Raw genomic sequence first — 15,804 nt, forward strand, 5'->3', positions numbered from 1 at the left:
CGAGGTGCCCGTGTGCGTATCGCTGATCAAAGACTGCTAGGAATGGCCGCATGGCAATCGAGTACCGCATCACCCTGGATGATGAGCACGAGTTCAGTTATCGCATCGAACTGGAGCGCCAGTACGACCCGCACGCCGCGGCCCAGACGCCACGCTGGACGCGCCTGGAGAACAACCGTTGCAGCAATTGCCCACTGAACCCGGCGCAGTACAGCCACTGCCCGGCAGCCGTGGATCTGCACCGGGTGATCGAGGATTTCCGCGGTCTGCCGGCGTTCAAGAAGGTCTCGGTGCAGGTCCGCACGCCGGAGCGCGAATACATCAAGCATGCGGGACTGGAGGAAGGCCTGCGCGCGCTGCTCGGCGTGATCATGGCCACCAGCGCCTGTCCGCTGCTGGGCCGGCTCAAGCCGATGGCGCAACAGCACCTGCCATTCGCCAGTAACCAGGAGTTCATCCTGCGCGCGGTGTCGCTCTACCTGATGCGGCAGTACTTCAATTTCCGCGAAGGCCGGCACGCCGACTGGGAGCTGAAGGGGCTGGTGAAGCAGTTCCAGCAGTTGCAACTGGTGAACCAGGCGTTCTGGCAGCGAATCCACGAGACCTGCGAGGGCGACTCGAACCTGAAGGCTTTCCTCAGTTTCTTCTCCATGGCATCGAGCATGAGCTATTCGCTGGAGGCGCAACTGCAGAAGGTGCGGCCGCTGCTGATGAGCGGGGACATGCTCGGCGCCTGAAACCAGGCGGGCCCCGCAGGGCCCGCTGTCTCACTTGAGTTGGCTCAGCTGGTTTTCTGCAGGCGCACAGCGAGAACGTCGCAAGGCGCTCCGTGCAGCACGTCGTTGGCGGTGGAGCCCAGCAGCAGGGCGAGGCCGTGGCGGCCGTGGCTGCCGACGACGATCAGGTCGCAGTCCTGCTCATCGGCGAGGCGGTGGATTTCCTGGCGCGGCTGGCCGTAAACCAGGTGGCACTGGGAGCTGGTGATTTCGGCGTAGGTAAGGGTGAACTGGTGCAGGCGTTCCTTGGCCTGGTCGAACTGCTGCTGTTGCAGCATCGACAGGTCCATCGGCACGTCGCCGCCGAAGGCCATGGCCATGGGCTCGACCACATGCACCGCCGAGAGCCGGGCATCGTTGGCCTTGGCCAATGCGACCGCCCGCTTCATCACCGGATCGCATTCTTCGGTAAGGTCGACGGCGACCAGAATGTGTTGGTAGGGCATGAGCGTCTCCTCCGGGGGACTCGTTATCAATCAGTATGGCCCCAATGGCCGTGCTTGACCTGTTTGACCGGTATAACCGATATGACCACGTGGATGGTAATTCTTCTCATCGCATTGGTGCTCAGCCCGCTGACCTGGCTGATCCCGTCGCGCGGCCAACGCGGGCAGATGGACCTGCGCCTGCAGGCGCGGCGCCTGGGGCTGGCCATGCAGATGGCGCAGCAGGACTGGCCGCACTGGCTGGAACGGCAGCCGCCGCGGCAGTGCGCGCAGTACCACCGGGCCCGGGGCAGGAACCGGGATGCCTGGTGCTACTGGCAGAGCGAGCCGGGCGTATGGCTGGATCGCTGGCGCGAAGCGAGTGCTCCGCCCGAGCTGGCCCAGGCGCTGGCCGGCCTGCCCAGGGACGTCTACATGGTCGAGGCGACGCCGCAGTTCCTGGCACTGTACTGGGGGGAACGGGGCGATGCCGGCGACCTGCAGCGGGTCGCCGATTTCATCAAGCAGCATGCCTGAGCGGATCAGCTCTGCTGCGCAGCGTAGAGGCCGGAAACCTTTTCCAGGTCTTCGATGATGCGGTCGGAGTACTTGTTGATCAGGAAGGGCACGCTGTTCTGGTTGTAGTTCTGCAGCGATTTTTCGATATAGCGCCACTTGATCGCCACGCCGCGCAGCTCCTGGCCGATCTCCGGCGTGGTCTGCGGCGCCTGTTGCAGTTTCACCAGATTGATGGCGAAGCGGTTGGCCAGGTCATCCAGCGGGCGTTCCTCGCCGCCGCCGAAGAAGCTGGCGCCCACCGAGGCGTTGCGCGAGGCGTAGTCCACCGCGATGTCCTGCATCAGCAGGCTCTGCTCGCGGGTCTGCTGGGTCAGCGGCGGGACCTTGCTGCCGCTTTCCTCCTGGATTTTCGCGTAGAGCTGCTCGGCGGTATCCAGCAGCTTGCGGTTCTGCGCGGCGAGGTCGGCCACCGGTTGCAGGTCGGTATAGCCGCTCTTGTCCAGCGCGCCGGTGAGGGTGCGCAACTGAGCTGCGTAGGCCTTCCATTCATCCTGCAGTTCAGTCTTGAGCTTCTTCGATTCGTTGCCGGGCATGTCGCCGAGCTGGCCCAGGGCGTCCGTGGCGCTCTGCGATGAGGCCTCGACCATCTTGGCGTACTTCTGGTCGCCTTCCATCGCGTTGAACATGAAGAAGTCGCCAAGGCTGCGCTGGGCGGCGAGGCGGGTCTGGTGGACATTGAGCAGGTCGCTGGCAGCGTCGGCGGCAGCGATGAGGGGCAGGGCGGTAAGCGCGAGCGCAGACAGCAGACGCACGAGCGGACGGCTGGACATCGTTCCAACTCCTTGGAGCCATGGGCTTCTTGTTGTTTTGTTTTGCACAGGTTCCAGGCGCCTGCCGGCGTTGGCAGAAGGCAGATCGCCATTGCGCCCGACTCTAGCGCGGGCCATGGGGTTTGACCAGTGGCTGTCGGGACGACGGTGCCAGGTAGCAATTGTCACGATAGGCATGGTGAATAGCGCGTCAGGGCTGCGCTGAATGCTCCGGGCCAGACGCCCCGGCCGCTTTGCGACTGTTACGTCTCGCCGATTGACAAGCCCTGGCTTTTCCTAGAAGGTGGGCGCACCCAAATCAAACGGGCGTATGAATCGAGCGTTTGCCCCGTGCAGTGACTCGATCAGAACGCCCCGGCTATCGCGTCGGCGGGTGTGCCGCAAGCTTTGGGACTATCCTCGGCGACTGCCGGGCCGTCCCGATACACGGTGTCCGACGTGTGATTTCAAGCTTCCCTAGCGTGGAGATCAGTTGATGATTTACCAAGGTAAAGCCATCACGGTTAAGGCTCTTGAGAGCGGCATCGTCGAACTGAATTTCGACCTCAAGGGCGAGTCCGTCAACAAGTTCAACCGACTCACCCTGAATGAACTGCGTCAAGCAGTGGATACCATCAAGGCCGATGCGTCCGTCAAGGGCGTGATCGTGACCAGCGGCAAAGGCGTGTTCATCGTCGGCGCCGACATCACCGAGTTCGTCGACAACTTCAAGCTGCCTGACGAAGAGCTGCTGGCGGGCAACCTCGAAGCCAACAAGATCTTCAGCGACTTCGAAGACCTGAACGTTCCGACCGTAGCCGCGATCAACGGCATCGCCCTGGGCGGTGGTCTGGAAATGTGCCTGGCTGCCGACTTCCGTGTCATGAGCGCCACCGCCAAGGTCGGCCTGCCGGAAGTGAAGCTGGGCATCTACCCGGGCTTCGGCGGCACCGTTCGCCTGCCGCGCATCATCGGTTGCGACAACGCAGTCGAGTGGATTGCCTCGGGCAAGGAAAACAAGGCTGAAGACGCGCTGAAAGTCGGCGCCGTCGACGCCGTCGTGGCTCCCGAGCAGCTGCAAGCCGCCGCTCTGGACCTGGTCAAGCGCGCCATCGCCGGCGAGCTGGACCACAAGGCCCGCCGTCAGCCGAAGCTGGAAAAGCTCAAGCTGAACGCCATCGAGCAGATGATGGCCTTCGAAACCGCCAAGGGCTTCGTTGCTGGCCAGGCCGGCCCGAACTACCCGGCTCCGGTCGAAGCCATCAAGTCGATCCAGAAAGCCGCCAACTTCGGTCGTGACAAGGCGCTGGAAATCGAAGCCCAGGGCTTCGTGAAACTGGCCAAGACCTCGGTCGCGCAGAGCCTGATCGGCCTGTTCCTGAACGACCAGGACCTGAAGAAGAAGGCCAAGCAGTACGACGAGATCGCCAAGGACGTGAAACTGGCTGCCGTACTCGGCGCCGGCATCATGGGTGGCGGCATCGCCTACCAGTCCGCTTCCAAGGGCACTCCGATCCTGATGAAGGATATCCGCGAAGAGGGTATCCAGATGGGTCTGAACGAGGCCTCCAAGCTGCTCGGCAAGCGCGTCGAAAAAGGCCGCATGACCCCGGCGAAAATGGCCGAGGCCCTGAACGCCATTCGCCCGACCATGTCCTACGGCGATTTCGGCAACGTCGACATCGTTGTCGAAGCCGTGGTCGAGAATCCGAAGGTCAAGCAGATCGTTCTGGCTGAAGTTGAAGGTGTAGTGAAGGAAGATGCGATCCTCGCGTCGAACACCTCCACCATCTCCATCAACCTGCTGGCCAAGGCACTCAAGCGTCCGGAAAACTTCGTCGGCATGCACTTCTTCAACCCGGTGCACATGATGCCGCTGGTAGAAGTCATCCGTGGCGAGAAGTCCAGCGACGTCGCCGTCGCCACCACCGTGGCCTACGCCAAGAAGATGGGCAAGAACCCGATCGTGGTGAATGACTGCCCGGGCTTCCTGGTCAACCGCGTGCTGTTCCCGTACTTCGGCGGCTTCTCCAAGCTGCTGGGCTTCGGTGTGGACTTCGTACGTATCGACAAGATCATGGAGAAGTTTGGCTGGCCCATGGGCCCGGCCTACCTGTCCGACGTGGTCGGCATCGACACCGGCCACCACGGCCGTGACGTGATGGCTGAAGGCTTCCCGGACCGCATGGCCGTAGAAGGCAAGACCGCCGTCGACGTGATGTACGACGCCAACCGCCTGGGCCAGAAGAACGGCAAGGGCTTCTACGCCTACGAGACCGACAAGCGCGGCAAGCCGAAGAAAGTCACCGACCCGCAGGCTTATGAGCTGCTGAAGTCCATCGTCACCGAACAGCGTGAGCTGAGTGACGAGGACATCATCAACTACATGATGATCCCGCTGTGCCTGGAAACCGTGCGCTGCCTGGAAGACGGCATCGTCGAGACCGCTGCCGAGGCCGACATGGGCCTGATCTACGGCATCGGCTTCCCTCCCTTCCGTGGCGGTGCCCTGCGTTACATCGACTCCATCGGTGTGGCCGAATTCGTCGCACTGGCCGACCAGTACGCCGACCTGGGTGCGCTGTACCACCCGACCGCGAAGCTGCGTGAAATGGCCAAGAACGGCCAGAAGTTCTTCGGTTGAGTGCGCAACGAATAGAGCGAGAGTGAATTTATGAGCCTGAATCCGAGAGACGCCGTCATTGTCGACTTCGGCCGCACCCCGATGGGCCGTTCGAAGGGTGGCATGCACCGCAACACCCGCGCGGAGAACATGTCCGCGCACCTGATCAGCAAGCTGCTGGAGCGCAACCCGAAGATCGACCCGGCAGAAGTCGAGGACGTGATCTGGGGCTGCGTGAACCAGACCCTGGAGCAGGGCTGGAACATCGCGCGCATGGCGTCGCTGATGACCCAGATCCCGCACACCAGCGCCGGCCAGACCGTCAGCCGCCTGTGCGGTTCGTCCATGAGCGCCCTGCACACCGCCGTGCAGGCGATCCAGACCGGCAACGGTGACGTCTTCGTCATCGGCGGCGTGGAGCACATGGGCCACGTCGGCATGATGCACGGCGTCGATCCGAACCCGCACATGTCCCTGTACGCCGCCAAGGCGTCGGGCATGATGGGTCTGACCGCCGAGATGCTGGGCAAGATGCACGGCATCACCCGCGAGGCGCAGGACAAGTTCGGTGTGCGTTCGCACCAGCTGGCCTGGAAAGCGACCCAGGAAGGCAAGTTCAAAGACGAAATCATCCCGATGGAAGGTTACGACGAGAACGGCTTCCTGAAGATCTTCGATTTCGACGAAACCATCCGTCCGGAAACCACCCTGGAAAGCCTGGCCGCCCTGAAACCGGCGTTCAACCCCAAGGGCGGCACCGTGACCGCGGGTACTTCCTCGCAGATCACCGACGGCGCTTCCTGCATGATCGTCATGAGCGCCCAGCGCGCCCAGGACCTGGGTGTACAGCCGATGGCCGTGGTTCGCGCCATGGCCGTGGCGGGCGTTGATCCGGCGATCATGGGCTACGGCCCGGTTCCGTCGACCAACAAGGCGCTCAAGCGCGCCGGCCTGACCATCAACGACATCGACTTCTTCGAGCTCAACGAAGCCTTCGCTGCACAGGCCCTGCCGGTGCTGAAGGACCTCAAGCTGCTCGACAAGATGGAAGAGAAGGTCAACCTGCACGGCGGCGCCATCGCCCTGGGTCACCCGTTCGGCTGCTCCGGTGCGCGTATCTCCGGCACCCTGCTGAACGTGATGAAGCAGAACAGCGGCACCCTGGGCGTGTCCACCATGTGTGTGGGTCTCGGTCAGGGCATCACCACCGTCTTCGAACGCGTCTAAGCTTTCGTCGATGGGAGAGCCGGGGCCTTGTGCCCCGGCTTTCGTTTTTGTCGGGTGGGGATTGCCCGGCGGTCGCGCAATCAGCACAATCGCCGCCTTTTGGCCGGCCGAGGGAGAACCGACATGCACTTGCAGCCCGGACTGTATCGACACTACAAGGGACAGCAATACCGCGTGCTCGGCGTTGCCCGGCATTCGGAGACCGAAGAAGAGCTGGTGATCTACCAGGCGCTGTATGGCGAGTTCGGCCTCTGGGTGCGCCCATTGAGCATGTTCACCGAGGCGGTGGAAGTGAATGGCGAGAAGGTTCCGCGATTCGCCCTGGTCAATGCCGAAGACGATCCGCTGGGTCTCCAGACTGGCCCGTCCGGCGAAACCCAAGCTTGACCTTGGCGCGACCGCCACTATATATAGCGGTGCCGCTCCAAGCGCCTCCCTCCTTGTAAATTCATCTTTTCGACGCAGGAATCTTCCGATCCATGGGTAAATCGCTGGTCATCGTGGAATCACCGGCCAAGGCCAAGACCATCAACAAGTACCTGGGCAACCAGTACGTGGTGAAGTCGAGCATCGGCCACATCCGCGACCTGCCCACCAGCGGCTCGTCCGCGTCGAAGGAGCCTGCGGCCAAAGGACGCAAGACGGCTGCCGAAGCGCCGGCCCTGTCGCCAAAAGAGAAGGCCAAGCGCCAGCTCGTCACCCGCATGGGCGTCGACCCGGAGCACGGCTGGAAGGCCAAGTACGAGATCCTTCCCGGCAAGGAAAAGGTGATCGAGGAACTGCGCCGCCTGGCCAAGGACGCCGACACCATCTATCTCGCAACCGACTTGGACCGCGAAGGGGAGGCCATTGCCTGGCACCTGCGCGAGGCCATCGGTGGCGATGACTCGCGCTACAAACGCGTGGTCTTCAACGAAATCACCAAGAAGGCCATTCAGGAGGCCTTCTCCCAGCCCGGCGAGCTGGATATCAACCGCGTGAATGCCCAGCAGGCGCGCCGCTTCCTCGACCGCGTGGTGGGCTACATGGTCTCCCCGCTGCTGTGGGCCAAGATCGCTCGCGGCCTGTCCGCTGGCCGCGTGCAGTCGGTGGCGGTGAAGCTGGTGGTCGAGCGTGAGCGCGAGATCCGCGCCTTCGTGCCGGAAGAATACTGGGAAGTGCATGCCGACCTCGGCACGCCGAAGAACGACAAGGTCCGCTTCGAGGTGGTGCGCGAGAAGGGCGAAGCCTTCAAGCCGCTCAATGAAGCGCAGGCCATGGCCGCCCTGGAGAAGCTCAAGGCTTCCAGCTACAGCATCGCCAAGCGCGAAGACAAGCCGACCTCGAGCAAGCCCTCGGCGCCTTTCATCACTTCCACCCTGCAGCAGGCCGCGAGCAATCGCCTGGGCTTCGGTGTGAAGAAGACCATGATGATGGCCCAGCGTCTCTACGAAGCCGGCTACATCACCTATATGCGTACCGACTCGACCAACCTGTCGGCCGACGCCATCGATATGGTGCGCGGTTTCATCGACAGCGAGTTCGGCAAGAAATACCTGCCGGCCAAGCCGAACTTCTACTCCAGCAAGGAAGGCGCCCAGGAAGCGCACGAAGCGATTCGTCCTTCCGACGTCAACCTGCGTCCGACCCAGCTGTCGGGCATGGAGCGCGACGCCGAGCGCCTTTACGACCTGATCTGGCGTCAGTTCGTGGCCTGCCAGATGCCGCCGGCCGAGTACCTGTCCACCACCGTCAGCGCCGCTGCCGGTGACTTCGAGCTGCGCGCCAAGGGCCGCATCCTCAAGTTCGACGGCTACACCAAGGTGCTGCCGCAGCAGAGCAAGCCGGGCGAGGACGACGTCCTGCCGGTCATGAACCAGGGCGACGCGATGAAGCTGCTCAAGCTCGACCCGAGCCAGCATTTCACCAAGCCGCCGGCACGCTTCTCCGAAGCCAGCCTGGTCAAGGAGCTGGAAAAGCGCGGCATCGGCCGTCCGTCCACCTATGCGGCGATCATCTCCACCATCCAGGAGCGCGGCTACGTCACCACCCACAACCGCCGCTTCTACGCGGAAAAGATGGGCGACATCGTCACCGACCGCCTCAACGAGAGCTTCTCCAACCTGATGGACTACGGCTTCACCGCCGGCATGGAAGAGAACCTCGATGACGTGGCCCAGGGCGAACGCGACTGGAAAAACGTGCTGGACGAGTTCTACGGCGACTTCCGCAAGAAGCTCGACCTGGCCGAGGCTGCCAACGACGGCATGCGCGCCAACCAGCCGACCCTGACTGACATCCCCTGCCGCGAGTGCGGCCGGCCGATGATGATCCGTACTGCTTCCACCGGCGTATTCCTCGGCTGCTCCGGCTACAGCCTGCCGCCGAAAGAACGCTGCAAGGCGACCGTCAACCTGATTCCGGGTGACGAGATCGCCGCGGATGACGAGGGCGAGTCCGAGTCCCGCGTGCTGCGTGGCAAGCATCGCTGCCCGATCTGCAGCACCGCGATGGATGCTTACCTGGTCGACGAGAAGCGCAAGCTGCACATCTGTGGCAACAACCCGGATTGCGCCGGCTACGAGATCGAAGAAGGCCAGTACCGCATCAAGGGTTACGAAGGCCCGAGCCTGGAATGCGACAAGTGCGGCAGCGAGATGCAGCTCAAGACCGGCCGTTTCGGCAAGTTCTTCGGTTGCACCAACCCGACCTGCAAGAATACCCGCAAGCTGTTGAAGAATGGCGAGCCTGCACCGCCGAAGATGGACGCCATCCGCATGCCGGAACTCAAGTGCGAGAAGGTGGACGACATCTACGTACTGCGTGACGGCGCTTCCGGCCTGTTCCTGGCTGCAAGCCAGTTCCCGAAGAACCGCGAGACCCGCGCTCCGCTGGTGGCCGAGCTGATCCCGCACAAGGAAGAGCTGGATCCGAAGTACCACTTCCTGCTCGCCGCGCCGGCAAAAGATCCGGATGGCCGCCCGGCGGTGATCCGCTTCAGCCGCAAGACCAAGGAGCAGTACGTGCAGTCCGAGGTCGACGGCAAGCCCACCGGCTGGCGTGCTTTCTTCGACGGCGGCAAGTGGAAGGTCGAAGACAAGCGCTGATGGAAGGCGCGCCCCGCCGAGGCGGGGCGTGCTTATACTGCCGAAGTCGACTGCAGAGGGCCCGGTCATGGCGAACGAACTCTATACCCGCACCAACCAGAAGCTGTTCTTCGCCGGTCTTGCCCTGGAAGCCTGGCGCAGCGCCGAAACGGCGCGTGCGATGAATGCCCAGGCGCGCATCCAGGCCGAGCGCGAAGCGGCGCTGTTCCATCTCTATGGTGCCGTGCTGGGTGTGGCCCATGAGATCGCCGGTTACTACCGCCTACCTCAGGCCGGTGCGCCGCGCGTCGAGATGCTGCTGAACGCCGAGGTTCTGGCCGCCGCTCCAAGCCCTGAGCTGGCGGAAATGGTCGAGCTGGCGCAGTCGCCAGAAGCCTGGCTGGGTCGCCTGCTGGCTGCCTATGCCGCGCTGTTCCAGCCGCCGAGCGAACCGAAGAAAGCCAAGGTCGATCCGACCCAGCCGCTGATCCAGGCGGTGAATGTCGACGACGAAGCGCCGATCGAGCTGGGCAACGACGAGCTGGAAACCTGGCGCAAATCCCTGAAGGAACTGGTGCTGCGCTTCCGCGCATCGCTCACCGAACTCTGACCCTCACCCTGACTCACGCGGAGCCGGCCTTCCGGTCGGTCCGTGAAAGCTTTGGCTAGGGTGCGGCGGATGTGGCTGTTACACTACGCGTTCTGCTGTGGAGAACGTCGCTATGCCAACCTCATTTCTGGAAATTGTCGAGCTGCCTGACGGGCGTATCGTGCTGCGTCGCGCGGACGAGGAGGAGGCGCTGGTGACCCTGGAGTTCTCCGCCGATGCCAAGGGCTTCCTGCAGGGTCAGCATATCGAGATCGCCAAGGCGATGTTCAATGTCGGTGTGCAGATGGCTGGCCGTCTCGCCGAGGGCGGAGACATGGGCGTGGACGACGAAGGTCCGCGCGTACTGCACTGAGTTCTGCCGCTTCGCCGCGCTCGCGGCGAAGCTTCCCGATCAGATCATCCCAGACGAATATTCAGGCTCTGCGCCTGGCCGGCGACGGCGGCGCGGGATAGTTGCGTGCGCGCTTTGGCGCTGAGATTCAGCCAGCTCACCACGGTGTGGCTATTGCCCAGGCGCAGCGCCTCGCAGGCCAGCGCCTGGGCGGCGGCCTGATCGCGGGCTGGCAGCAGCAGGATGCCCTGGCGGTTCAGGCCTGCCTTGCGCAGCCAATCCGGAGTCAGGCTCGACGGTGGGGCGATCAATGTCAGCCAGCGCGAGTCGCTCTCTTCACTGAGCTCGCGGAGCATCGGCGCCAGCAGCGTCAGGCATTGACCGGGGAGGCCACGCAGGGCGATTTCACTGAAGGCGCTCTCGTCGGCGGTGGGCTCGTCTTCCATCAGCTCCGGGAGCAGGGGAGCAGTACCGCTTGCCCAGAGTGCTTCCTGGAAGAGCGGGAGTTGCGGCAGGTTCTGCGGCTGCGGGTACTGCATGGATGTCTCCTGTTCAGCGACGGATCACGCCGACGCTCAAGCCTTCGATGACCAGTTCCTGTTCCTTGAGGTCGACCTCGATGGGGGCGAACTCCGGGTTTTCGGCGAGTAGCCAGACCTTGCTGCCTTCACGCTTGAAGCGCTTCACCGTTACCTCTTCACCCAGGCGGGCGACCACGATCTGGCCATTGCGCGCCTCGCGGGTGACGTGCACGGCGAGCAGGTCGCCGTCCATGATGCCGACATCCTTCATGCTCTGGCCGCGTACGCGCAGCAGGTAGTCGGCTGGCGGGTTGAAGAAGGTGGGATTGATCCGGCAGGTGTCGTCGACGTTCTGCTCGGCCAGGATCGGGGCGCCAGCGGCGACGCGGCCGATGATCGGCAGTTCATCGTCATTGGCAGCAGCCTTGGGTTCGAAGCCGGGAATGCGGATGCCGCGGGAGGCGCCCGGGGTCATTTCGATGGCGCCTTTGCGGGCGAGGGCCTTCAGGTGCTCCTCGGCGGCGTTGGGCGACTTGAAGCCGAGTTCCTGGGCGATTTCCGCACGGGTGGGCGGGTAGCCGTTGGCTTCCAGGCAGCGTTTGATGAAGGCGAGGATCTCGGCTTGGCGCGGCGTGAGCTTCAGCATGTCCATACTCTGGCTTTTTATACAGTGACTGGAATTATATACAGTGATGGCGGGCTGGCAATGCTTTTATCGCGTGCGGCTGTCAGTGGGACGTTCGTGCATGTAACCTTTGGGCGTTGGCAAGCGTCTTGCTGCTAATAAGGTGTCTCGTCGCATTGCCATGATATTGGTAACAATCCATCGCACTTTGCTTGACAATACAAGACGCTGAAACGTATGTTTCAAACAAGTGTTTGTCAGGCGGAGTAGCCATGGCCCAGTCGGAAACCGTCGAACGCATCCTGGATGCTGCGGAACAGCTGTTCGCGGAGAAAGGCTTCGCCGAAACCTCCCTGCGTCTGATCACCAGCAAGGCGGGGGTGAACCTCGCGGCGGTGAATTATCACTTCGGCTCGAAGAAGGCGCTGATTCAGGCGGTTTTCTCGCGTTTCCTCGGGCCGTTCTGCGCCAGCCTCGAAAAGGAGCTGGATCGCCGCCAGGCCAAGCCCGATGCGTCGCGTGCCACCCTGGAAGAACTGCTGGAACTGCTCGTCGTCCAGGCCATGGCCGTCAAGCCTCGCAGCGGCAATGACCTGTCGATCTTCATGCGCCTGCTGGGGTTGGCGTTCAGCCAGAGCCAGGGGCACCTGCGCAAATACCTTGAAGAAGTCTATGGCAAGGTTTTCCGCCGTTTCATGCTGTTGGTGAATGAGTCGGCCCCGCGCCTGCCGCCGCTGGAGTTGTTCTGGCGCGTGCATTTCATGCTGGGTACCGCGGTGTTCAGCATGTCCGGTATCAAGGCCCTGCGCGCCATGGCCGAGAACGATTTCGGCGTGAACACTTCCATCGAGCAGGTGATGCGTCTGATGGTGCCGTTCCTGGCCGCCGGGATGCGTGCCGACAGTGGCGTCAGTGATCCTTCGCTGGCTGGTGCGCAGCTCAAGCCACGCAGCAAATCCAGCAGCGCGCCCGCACCCGCCAAGGTTTGAACCTAGGCCCGGCCTTGCGCTGGGCTGTATCGGCCTGATCGGCTACAGTAGCCGGCCATGGCTGATCTCGATCCTCTCCATATTTCCCTTGCTGACCAGATGCTCTACGGCTTTGCCGCGGGGCGTCTTGTCGTGCGCTTCCCTGTATCCAGCGCCGCCAACGGCGCTGGGGAATGCAATGGTTCCGGATGCACGCCGCGCGGCTTGCACCAGGTTCGCGCGCGCATCGGCGAGGGGCTGCCCAAAGGTGCGGTGCTGAAAGGGCGACGCTGGACCGGCGAGGTCTGGACGGCCGGGCTCCACGATGAGTTTCCCGGCCGCGACTGGATCCTTTCGCGCATCCTCTGGCTCAGCGGCTGTGAGCCGGGCCGCAACCGGATGGGCGAGGTCGATACCTTCCGCCGCTACATCTACCTGCACGCAACGCCGGACTGCGAGCCCATGGGCACGCCGCTGTCCCACGGTTGTATCCGTCTGCGCAACGACGACCTGCTGGAACTCTTTCCCAGGGTTCCCCTCCATTGCCGGGTCCGAATCGAAGAAGCCGCCTGCCCCGAGTGGCGCGTGGCGCAATTGAATTGAAAGGAATGTACATGCAAGGCTCACTGATGCTCGACATCGGCGGCACCTGGCTCACTGCCGAGGACCGCCAGATCCTGCGCCAGCCGGAAGTCGGCGGCCTGATCATATTCGCCCGCAACATCGAGTCGCCGCGCCAGGTGCGCGAGCTGATGGCCGCCATCCGCGCGGTGCGCCCCGACCTGCTGCTCGCGGTGGATCAGGAGGGTGGTCGGGTGCAGCGCCTGCGCCAGGGATTCCTGCGTCTGCCAGCAATGCGTGCCATCGCCGATAACCCCAACGCCGAACGACTGGCTGAGCAGTGCGGCTGGTTGATGGCGACCGAGGTGCTGGCGGTGGGGCTCGACCTGAGCTTCGCTCCGGTGCTGGATCTGGACCACCAGCGCAGCGCCGTGGTCGGCAGCCGCGCCTTCGAAGGCAATCCCGAGCGTGCCGTTGCGCTGGCTGGAGCGTTCATCCGTGGCATGCGCGCCGCCGGCATGGCCTCTACCGGCAAGCATTTCCCTGGCCATGGCTGGGCGGAAGTCGACTCCCATGTGGGGATCCCCGAGGACGAGCGCACGCTGGAGCAGATTCGTGCCGTCGACCTGGTGCCATTCCAGCGTCTTTCCGGCGAGCTGGATGCGCTGATGCCGGCTCACGTGATCTACCCGCAGGTCGATCCGAATCCGGCCGGCTTCTCCCGTCGCTGGCTGCAGGACATTCTGCGTGGCGAGCTGGGCTTCGACGGGGTGATCTTCAGTGATGACCTGTCCATGGCTGGCGCCCATGTGGTCGGCGATGCCGCCAACCGCATCGAGGCCGCCCTGCGTGCCGGCTGCGATATGGGGCTGGTGTGCAATGACCGCGCCTCCGCCGAACTGGCCCTGAGCGCCCTGCAACGCCTGAAGGTCAGCGCGCCGCAGCGCCTTGAGCGCATGCGTGCCAAAGCCTGGCCGGGCATCGAATACAAGCAGCTGCCGCGCTGGCAACAAGCCGTAGGTGAGCTGCGTGCCGCACAACTGATCGATTGATAGCGATCTGCTGCGCGTCGGCATAACTGCGTTGGAAGGCTGGTTCAGACTGCTCATTGACCTGAAGTCAACTCCGCGTCCGATCCATCCTTCCGCCTTGTTCTGCTCTAGCTCGCGCGATCGCAGGGATAATTTGAGGATAGAAGCATGACTGTCTACGCCATCATCGGCGGTACCGGCCTGACCCAGCTGGAAGGGTTGACCCTGAAGGACGCAATCGAGCTGGACACGCCCTACGGTGCGCCCTCGGCGGCCATCCAGCGCGGCGAGTTTGCCGGGCGCGAGGTGCTGTTCCTCGCCCGTCATGGTCATCCGCATCGCTTCCCGCCGCACCAGGTGAACTACCGCGCCAACCTCTGGGCGCTGCAGCAGGCGGGTGCCGAAGCCATCCTGGCAGTGAACGCCGTGGGCGGCATTCACGCCGCCATGGGCAGTGGTCACCTGTGTGTGCCGCACCAGATCGTCGATTACACCTGGGGGCGCGAGCACACCTATTTTGCCGGCGACATCGAGCATGTCACTCACATCGATTTCAGCCATCCCTACGACGAGCCGCTGCGCCTCAAGCTGATCGCCGCCCTGCAGGCGTTGGGCTATGCGTACAGCAGCCATGGCGTGTATGCCGCGACCCAGGGCCCGCGCCTGGAGACCGTGGCAGAAGTCGCCAAGCTGGAGCGCGACGGTTGCGACATCATCGGCATGACCGGCATGCCCGAGGCGGCGCTGGCCCGTGAGCTGGACCTGCCATACGCGTGCCTGTCCTTGGTGGTCAACCCGGCGGCTGGAAAGTCCAGCGGCATCATCACCATGGCCGAAATCGAGCAGGCGCTGCACGAAGGCATCGGCAAGGTGCGTGAGGTGCTGGGGCGCGTGCTGGTGAGCTGAGCCAATACTGTAGGAGCGAGGGGGACGCCTAGTTCTTGCTCGCGAACCGCTTGGCACCGCGCCTTGCGGATTCGCGAGCAAGCTCGCTCCTACGAAGAGCAAAGTAAAAAGCCCGGCAGAGTGCCGGGCTTTTTCGTTATTGCGCGGGCTGTGCCGGCGGCGGAGCGTCGAAACCGCCATCTGCCGGGGCGGCCGGCGCCTGTTGCTGCTGGGGCGCGTCAGGGCCGGTCGGCGCCTCGTCTTCCATGCCGGGCGGCGGGGCGGAGGCGGGTTTGGCATTGAGCGGGGTGACCTTGATCAACATGCCCAGGCTGGGGTGATCGAGGTAGGTCAGCACGCTGTTCTTCAGGCTGGCTTCCTGGACCATGTGCTGGCTGGCGGCGAGCAGACCGTCCTGGCCGAACTGGTTGATCCAGAAGTCGGTCTGGGTGTTCACGAAGCGCTGTTGGCTAAGGGTGACGGTGCCTTCCACCGGGAAGTGGCCGTCACGCTGGGCGCCCTCGGTCAGGGAAACCTTGACCGGGTTGGCATCGATCTCCTGGCGCCAGGCCTTGTGCATCAGCACCTGGAAGCCTTCGTTCTGCTTGAGCTTGGCGACCTGGGCGTCCATAGCTGTGGGCCGCGAGCTATCCGGGCCAGGCGGTTGCGCGCCCTTGGCCCAGTCATCCGGGGCAGGGCGACTGGCGAGCACGACGTCGCCGGACTGCTGGAAGAGGATCAGCTCTACCTGGTAAGGCTCGGCAAAGGCCGCCGGAGACAGCAGTGCCAGCGACAGCAGCAGGGGTTGGAACAGGCGCATTGCACGGA

17 protein-coding genes are annotated in these 15,804 nt (G+C 63.6%); 12 read left to right on the plus strand and 5 right to left on the minus strand.

The window, feature by feature from the left end; all coding sequences use genetic code 11:
* Positions 1–50 precede the first annotated feature (50 nt).
* Entirely contained in the window at positions 51–737 is a 687-nt protein-coding gene (locus tag L6D89_RS02170) for a DUF6901 family protein (RefSeq protein WP_236198598.1), read from the plus strand.
* 44 nt (positions 738–781) lie between these two features.
* Here L6D89_RS02170 and L6D89_RS02175 read toward each other — a convergent pair whose 3' ends face one another.
* Complete coding sequence (locus L6D89_RS02175; protein WP_024766849.1) at positions 782–1,222, minus strand: universal stress protein; 441 nt, start codon at positions 1,220–1,222, stop codon at positions 782–784.
* An 81-nt stretch (positions 1,223–1,303) separates the two neighbouring features.
* Between L6D89_RS02175 and L6D89_RS02180 the strand changes: the two genes are divergently transcribed.
* Positions 1,304–1,738 carry a hypothetical protein gene (locus L6D89_RS02180; protein WP_236198599.1) on the plus strand — a complete coding sequence of 145 codons (435 nt, stop codon included), beginning with the start codon at positions 1,304–1,306 and terminating at the stop codon, positions 1,736–1,738.
* A gap of 5 nt (positions 1,739–1,743) precedes the next feature.
* Here L6D89_RS02180 and L6D89_RS02185 read toward each other — a convergent pair whose 3' ends face one another.
* Positions 1,744–2,550, minus strand: a complete 807-nt coding sequence (locus L6D89_RS02185) for a hypothetical protein (protein ID WP_236170906.1) — start codon at positions 2,548–2,550, stop codon at positions 1,744–1,746.
* Positions 2,551–3,025: 475 nt separating this feature from the next.
* Here L6D89_RS02185 and fadB point away from each other — a divergent pair, with 475 nt between their 5' ends.
* The 6 genes from fadB to L6D89_RS02215 all read left to right on the plus strand — a co-directional run bounded on the left by fadB (position 3,026) and on the right by L6D89_RS02215 (position 10,406).
* Positions 3,026–5,173 carry a fatty acid oxidation complex subunit alpha FadB gene (gene fadB, locus L6D89_RS02190; RefSeq protein ID WP_226045336.1) on the plus strand — a complete coding sequence of 716 codons (2,148 nt, stop codon included), beginning with the start codon at positions 3,026–3,028 and terminating at the stop codon, positions 5,171–5,173.
* A 30-nt stretch (positions 5,174–5,203) separates the two neighbouring features.
* Positions 5,204–6,379 (plus strand): acetyl-CoA C-acyltransferase FadA, encoded by a 1,176-nt coding sequence (gene fadA / locus L6D89_RS02195; protein WP_236170905.1) that lies wholly within the window; start codon positions 5,204–5,206, stop codon positions 6,377–6,379.
* A 123-nt stretch (positions 6,380–6,502) separates the two neighbouring features.
* Positions 6,503–6,766, plus strand: coding sequence for a DUF1653 domain-containing protein (locus tag L6D89_RS02200; protein WP_236170904.1), 264 nt, complete (start codon positions 6,503–6,505; stop codon positions 6,764–6,766).
* Between the two features lie 92 nt (positions 6,767–6,858).
* Positions 6,859–9,465: a type I DNA topoisomerase gene (gene topA, locus L6D89_RS02205; protein WP_236170903.1), complete on the plus strand. Its 2,607-nt coding sequence runs from the start codon at positions 6,859–6,861 to the stop codon at positions 9,463–9,465.
* 67 nt (positions 9,466–9,532) lie between these two features.
* Positions 9,533–10,054 (plus strand): DUF6586 family protein, encoded by a 522-nt coding sequence (locus L6D89_RS02210; protein WP_236170902.1) that lies wholly within the window; start codon positions 9,533–9,535, stop codon positions 10,052–10,054.
* Positions 10,055–10,166: 112 nt separating this feature from the next.
* The gene (locus tag L6D89_RS02215; RefSeq protein WP_236198600.1) at positions 10,167–10,406 is read left to right on the plus strand and encodes a hypothetical protein; all 240 of its coding nucleotides are present in this window, start codon (positions 10,167–10,169) and stop codon (positions 10,404–10,406) included.
* A 44-nt stretch (positions 10,407–10,450) separates the two neighbouring features.
* Here the strand turns inward: L6D89_RS02215 and sulA are convergent, their stop codons facing one another.
* Both sulA and lexA read right to left on the minus strand, forming a co-directional pair.
* Positions 10,451–10,924: an SOS-induced cell division inhibitor SulA gene (gene sulA, locus L6D89_RS02220; protein ID WP_236170900.1), complete on the minus strand. Its 474-nt coding sequence runs from the start codon at positions 10,922–10,924 to the stop codon at positions 10,451–10,453.
* Between the two features lie 13 nt (positions 10,925–10,937).
* The gene (lexA, locus tag L6D89_RS02225; protein ID WP_026079098.1) at positions 10,938–11,552 is read right to left on the minus strand and encodes a transcriptional repressor LexA; all 615 of its coding nucleotides are present in this window, start codon (positions 11,550–11,552) and stop codon (positions 10,938–10,940) included.
* A 251-nt stretch (positions 11,553–11,803) separates the two neighbouring features.
* Between lexA and L6D89_RS02230 the strand changes: the two genes are divergently transcribed.
* The 4 genes from L6D89_RS02230 to L6D89_RS02245 all read left to right on the plus strand — a co-directional run bounded on the left by L6D89_RS02230 (position 11,804) and on the right by L6D89_RS02245 (position 14,997).
* Complete coding sequence (locus tag L6D89_RS02230; protein ID WP_236198601.1) at positions 11,804–12,520, plus strand: TetR/AcrR family transcriptional regulator; 717 nt, start codon at positions 11,804–11,806, stop codon at positions 12,518–12,520.
* A 57-nt stretch (positions 12,521–12,577) separates the two neighbouring features.
* Positions 12,578–13,102, plus strand: a complete 525-nt coding sequence (locus tag L6D89_RS02235; RefSeq protein WP_236198602.1) for a L,D-transpeptidase — start codon at positions 12,578–12,580, stop codon at positions 13,100–13,102.
* A gap of 11 nt (positions 13,103–13,113) precedes the next feature.
* Positions 13,114–14,112, plus strand: a complete 999-nt coding sequence (gene nagZ, locus L6D89_RS02240) for a beta-N-acetylhexosaminidase (RefSeq protein ID WP_236198603.1) — start codon at positions 13,114–13,116, stop codon at positions 14,110–14,112.
* A gap of 147 nt (positions 14,113–14,259) precedes the next feature.
* Entirely contained in the window at positions 14,260–14,997 is a 738-nt protein-coding gene (locus L6D89_RS02245; protein WP_236198604.1) for an S-methyl-5'-thioinosine phosphorylase, read from the plus strand.
* Positions 14,998–15,133: 136 nt separating this feature from the next.
* Here the strand turns inward: L6D89_RS02245 and L6D89_RS02250 are convergent, their stop codons facing one another.
* Positions 15,134–15,796 (minus strand): CsiV family protein, encoded by a 663-nt coding sequence (locus tag L6D89_RS02250; protein WP_236198605.1) that lies wholly within the window; start codon positions 15,794–15,796, stop codon positions 15,134–15,136.
* Positions 15,797–15,804: the final 8 nt, after the last annotated feature.

Origin of the sequence: Pseudomonas pseudonitroreducens (assembly GCF_021603645.1) — a bacterium.
Taxonomy (GTDB): domain Bacteria; phylum Pseudomonadota; class Gammaproteobacteria; order Pseudomonadales; family Pseudomonadaceae; genus Pseudomonas; species Pseudomonas pseudonitroreducens.

Excerpts from the sequence above, each read along its gene's own strand:
- L6D89_RS02230 (WP_236198601.1), top strand. The coding sequence starts at position 11,804 with ATGGCCCAGTCGGAAACCGTCGAACGCATCCTGGATGCTGCGGAACAG.
- L6D89_RS02250 (WP_236198605.1), bottom strand. The coding sequence starts at position 15,796 with ATGCGCCTGTTCCAACCCCTGCTGCTGTCGCTGGCACTGCTGTCTCCG.
- L6D89_RS02185 (WP_236170906.1), bottom strand. The coding sequence starts at position 2,550 with ATGTCCAGCCGTCCGCTCGTGCGTCTGCTGTCTGCGCTCGCGCTTACC.
- L6D89_RS02245 (WP_236198604.1), top strand. The coding sequence starts at position 14,260 with ATGACTGTCTACGCCATCATCGGCGGTACCGGCCTGACCCAGCTGGAA.
- L6D89_RS02235 (WP_236198602.1), top strand. The coding sequence starts at position 12,578 with ATGGCTGATCTCGATCCTCTCCATATTTCCCTTGCTGACCAGATGCTC.
- L6D89_RS02210 (WP_236170902.1), top strand. The coding sequence starts at position 9,533 with ATGGCGAACGAACTCTATACCCGCACCAACCAGAAGCTGTTCTTCGCC.
- lexA (WP_026079098.1), bottom strand. The coding sequence starts at position 11,552 with ATGCTGAAGCTCACGCCGCGCCAAGCCGAGATCCTCGCCTTCATCAAA.
- fadA (WP_236170905.1), top strand. The coding sequence starts at position 5,204 with ATGAGCCTGAATCCGAGAGACGCCGTCATTGTCGACTTCGGCCGCACC.
- L6D89_RS02170 (WP_236198598.1), top strand. The coding sequence starts at position 51 with ATGGCAATCGAGTACCGCATCACCCTGGATGATGAGCACGAGTTCAGT.
- sulA (WP_236170900.1), bottom strand. The coding sequence starts at position 10,924 with ATGCAGTACCCGCAGCCGCAGAACCTGCCGCAACTCCCGCTCTTCCAG.
- topA (WP_236170903.1), top strand. The coding sequence starts at position 6,859 with ATGGGTAAATCGCTGGTCATCGTGGAATCACCGGCCAAGGCCAAGACC.
- nagZ (WP_236198603.1), top strand. The coding sequence starts at position 13,114 with ATGCAAGGCTCACTGATGCTCGACATCGGCGGCACCTGGCTCACTGCC.
- L6D89_RS02215 (WP_236198600.1), top strand. The coding sequence starts at position 10,167 with ATGCCAACCTCATTTCTGGAAATTGTCGAGCTGCCTGACGGGCGTATC.
- L6D89_RS02175 (WP_024766849.1), bottom strand. The coding sequence starts at position 1,222 with ATGCCCTACCAACACATTCTGGTCGCCGTCGACCTTACCGAAGAATGC.
- L6D89_RS02200 (WP_236170904.1), top strand. The coding sequence starts at position 6,503 with ATGCACTTGCAGCCCGGACTGTATCGACACTACAAGGGACAGCAATAC.
- L6D89_RS02180 (WP_236198599.1), top strand. The coding sequence starts at position 1,304 with ATGACCACGTGGATGGTAATTCTTCTCATCGCATTGGTGCTCAGCCCG.
- fadB (WP_226045336.1), top strand. The coding sequence starts at position 3,026 with ATGATTTACCAAGGTAAAGCCATCACGGTTAAGGCTCTTGAGAGCGGC.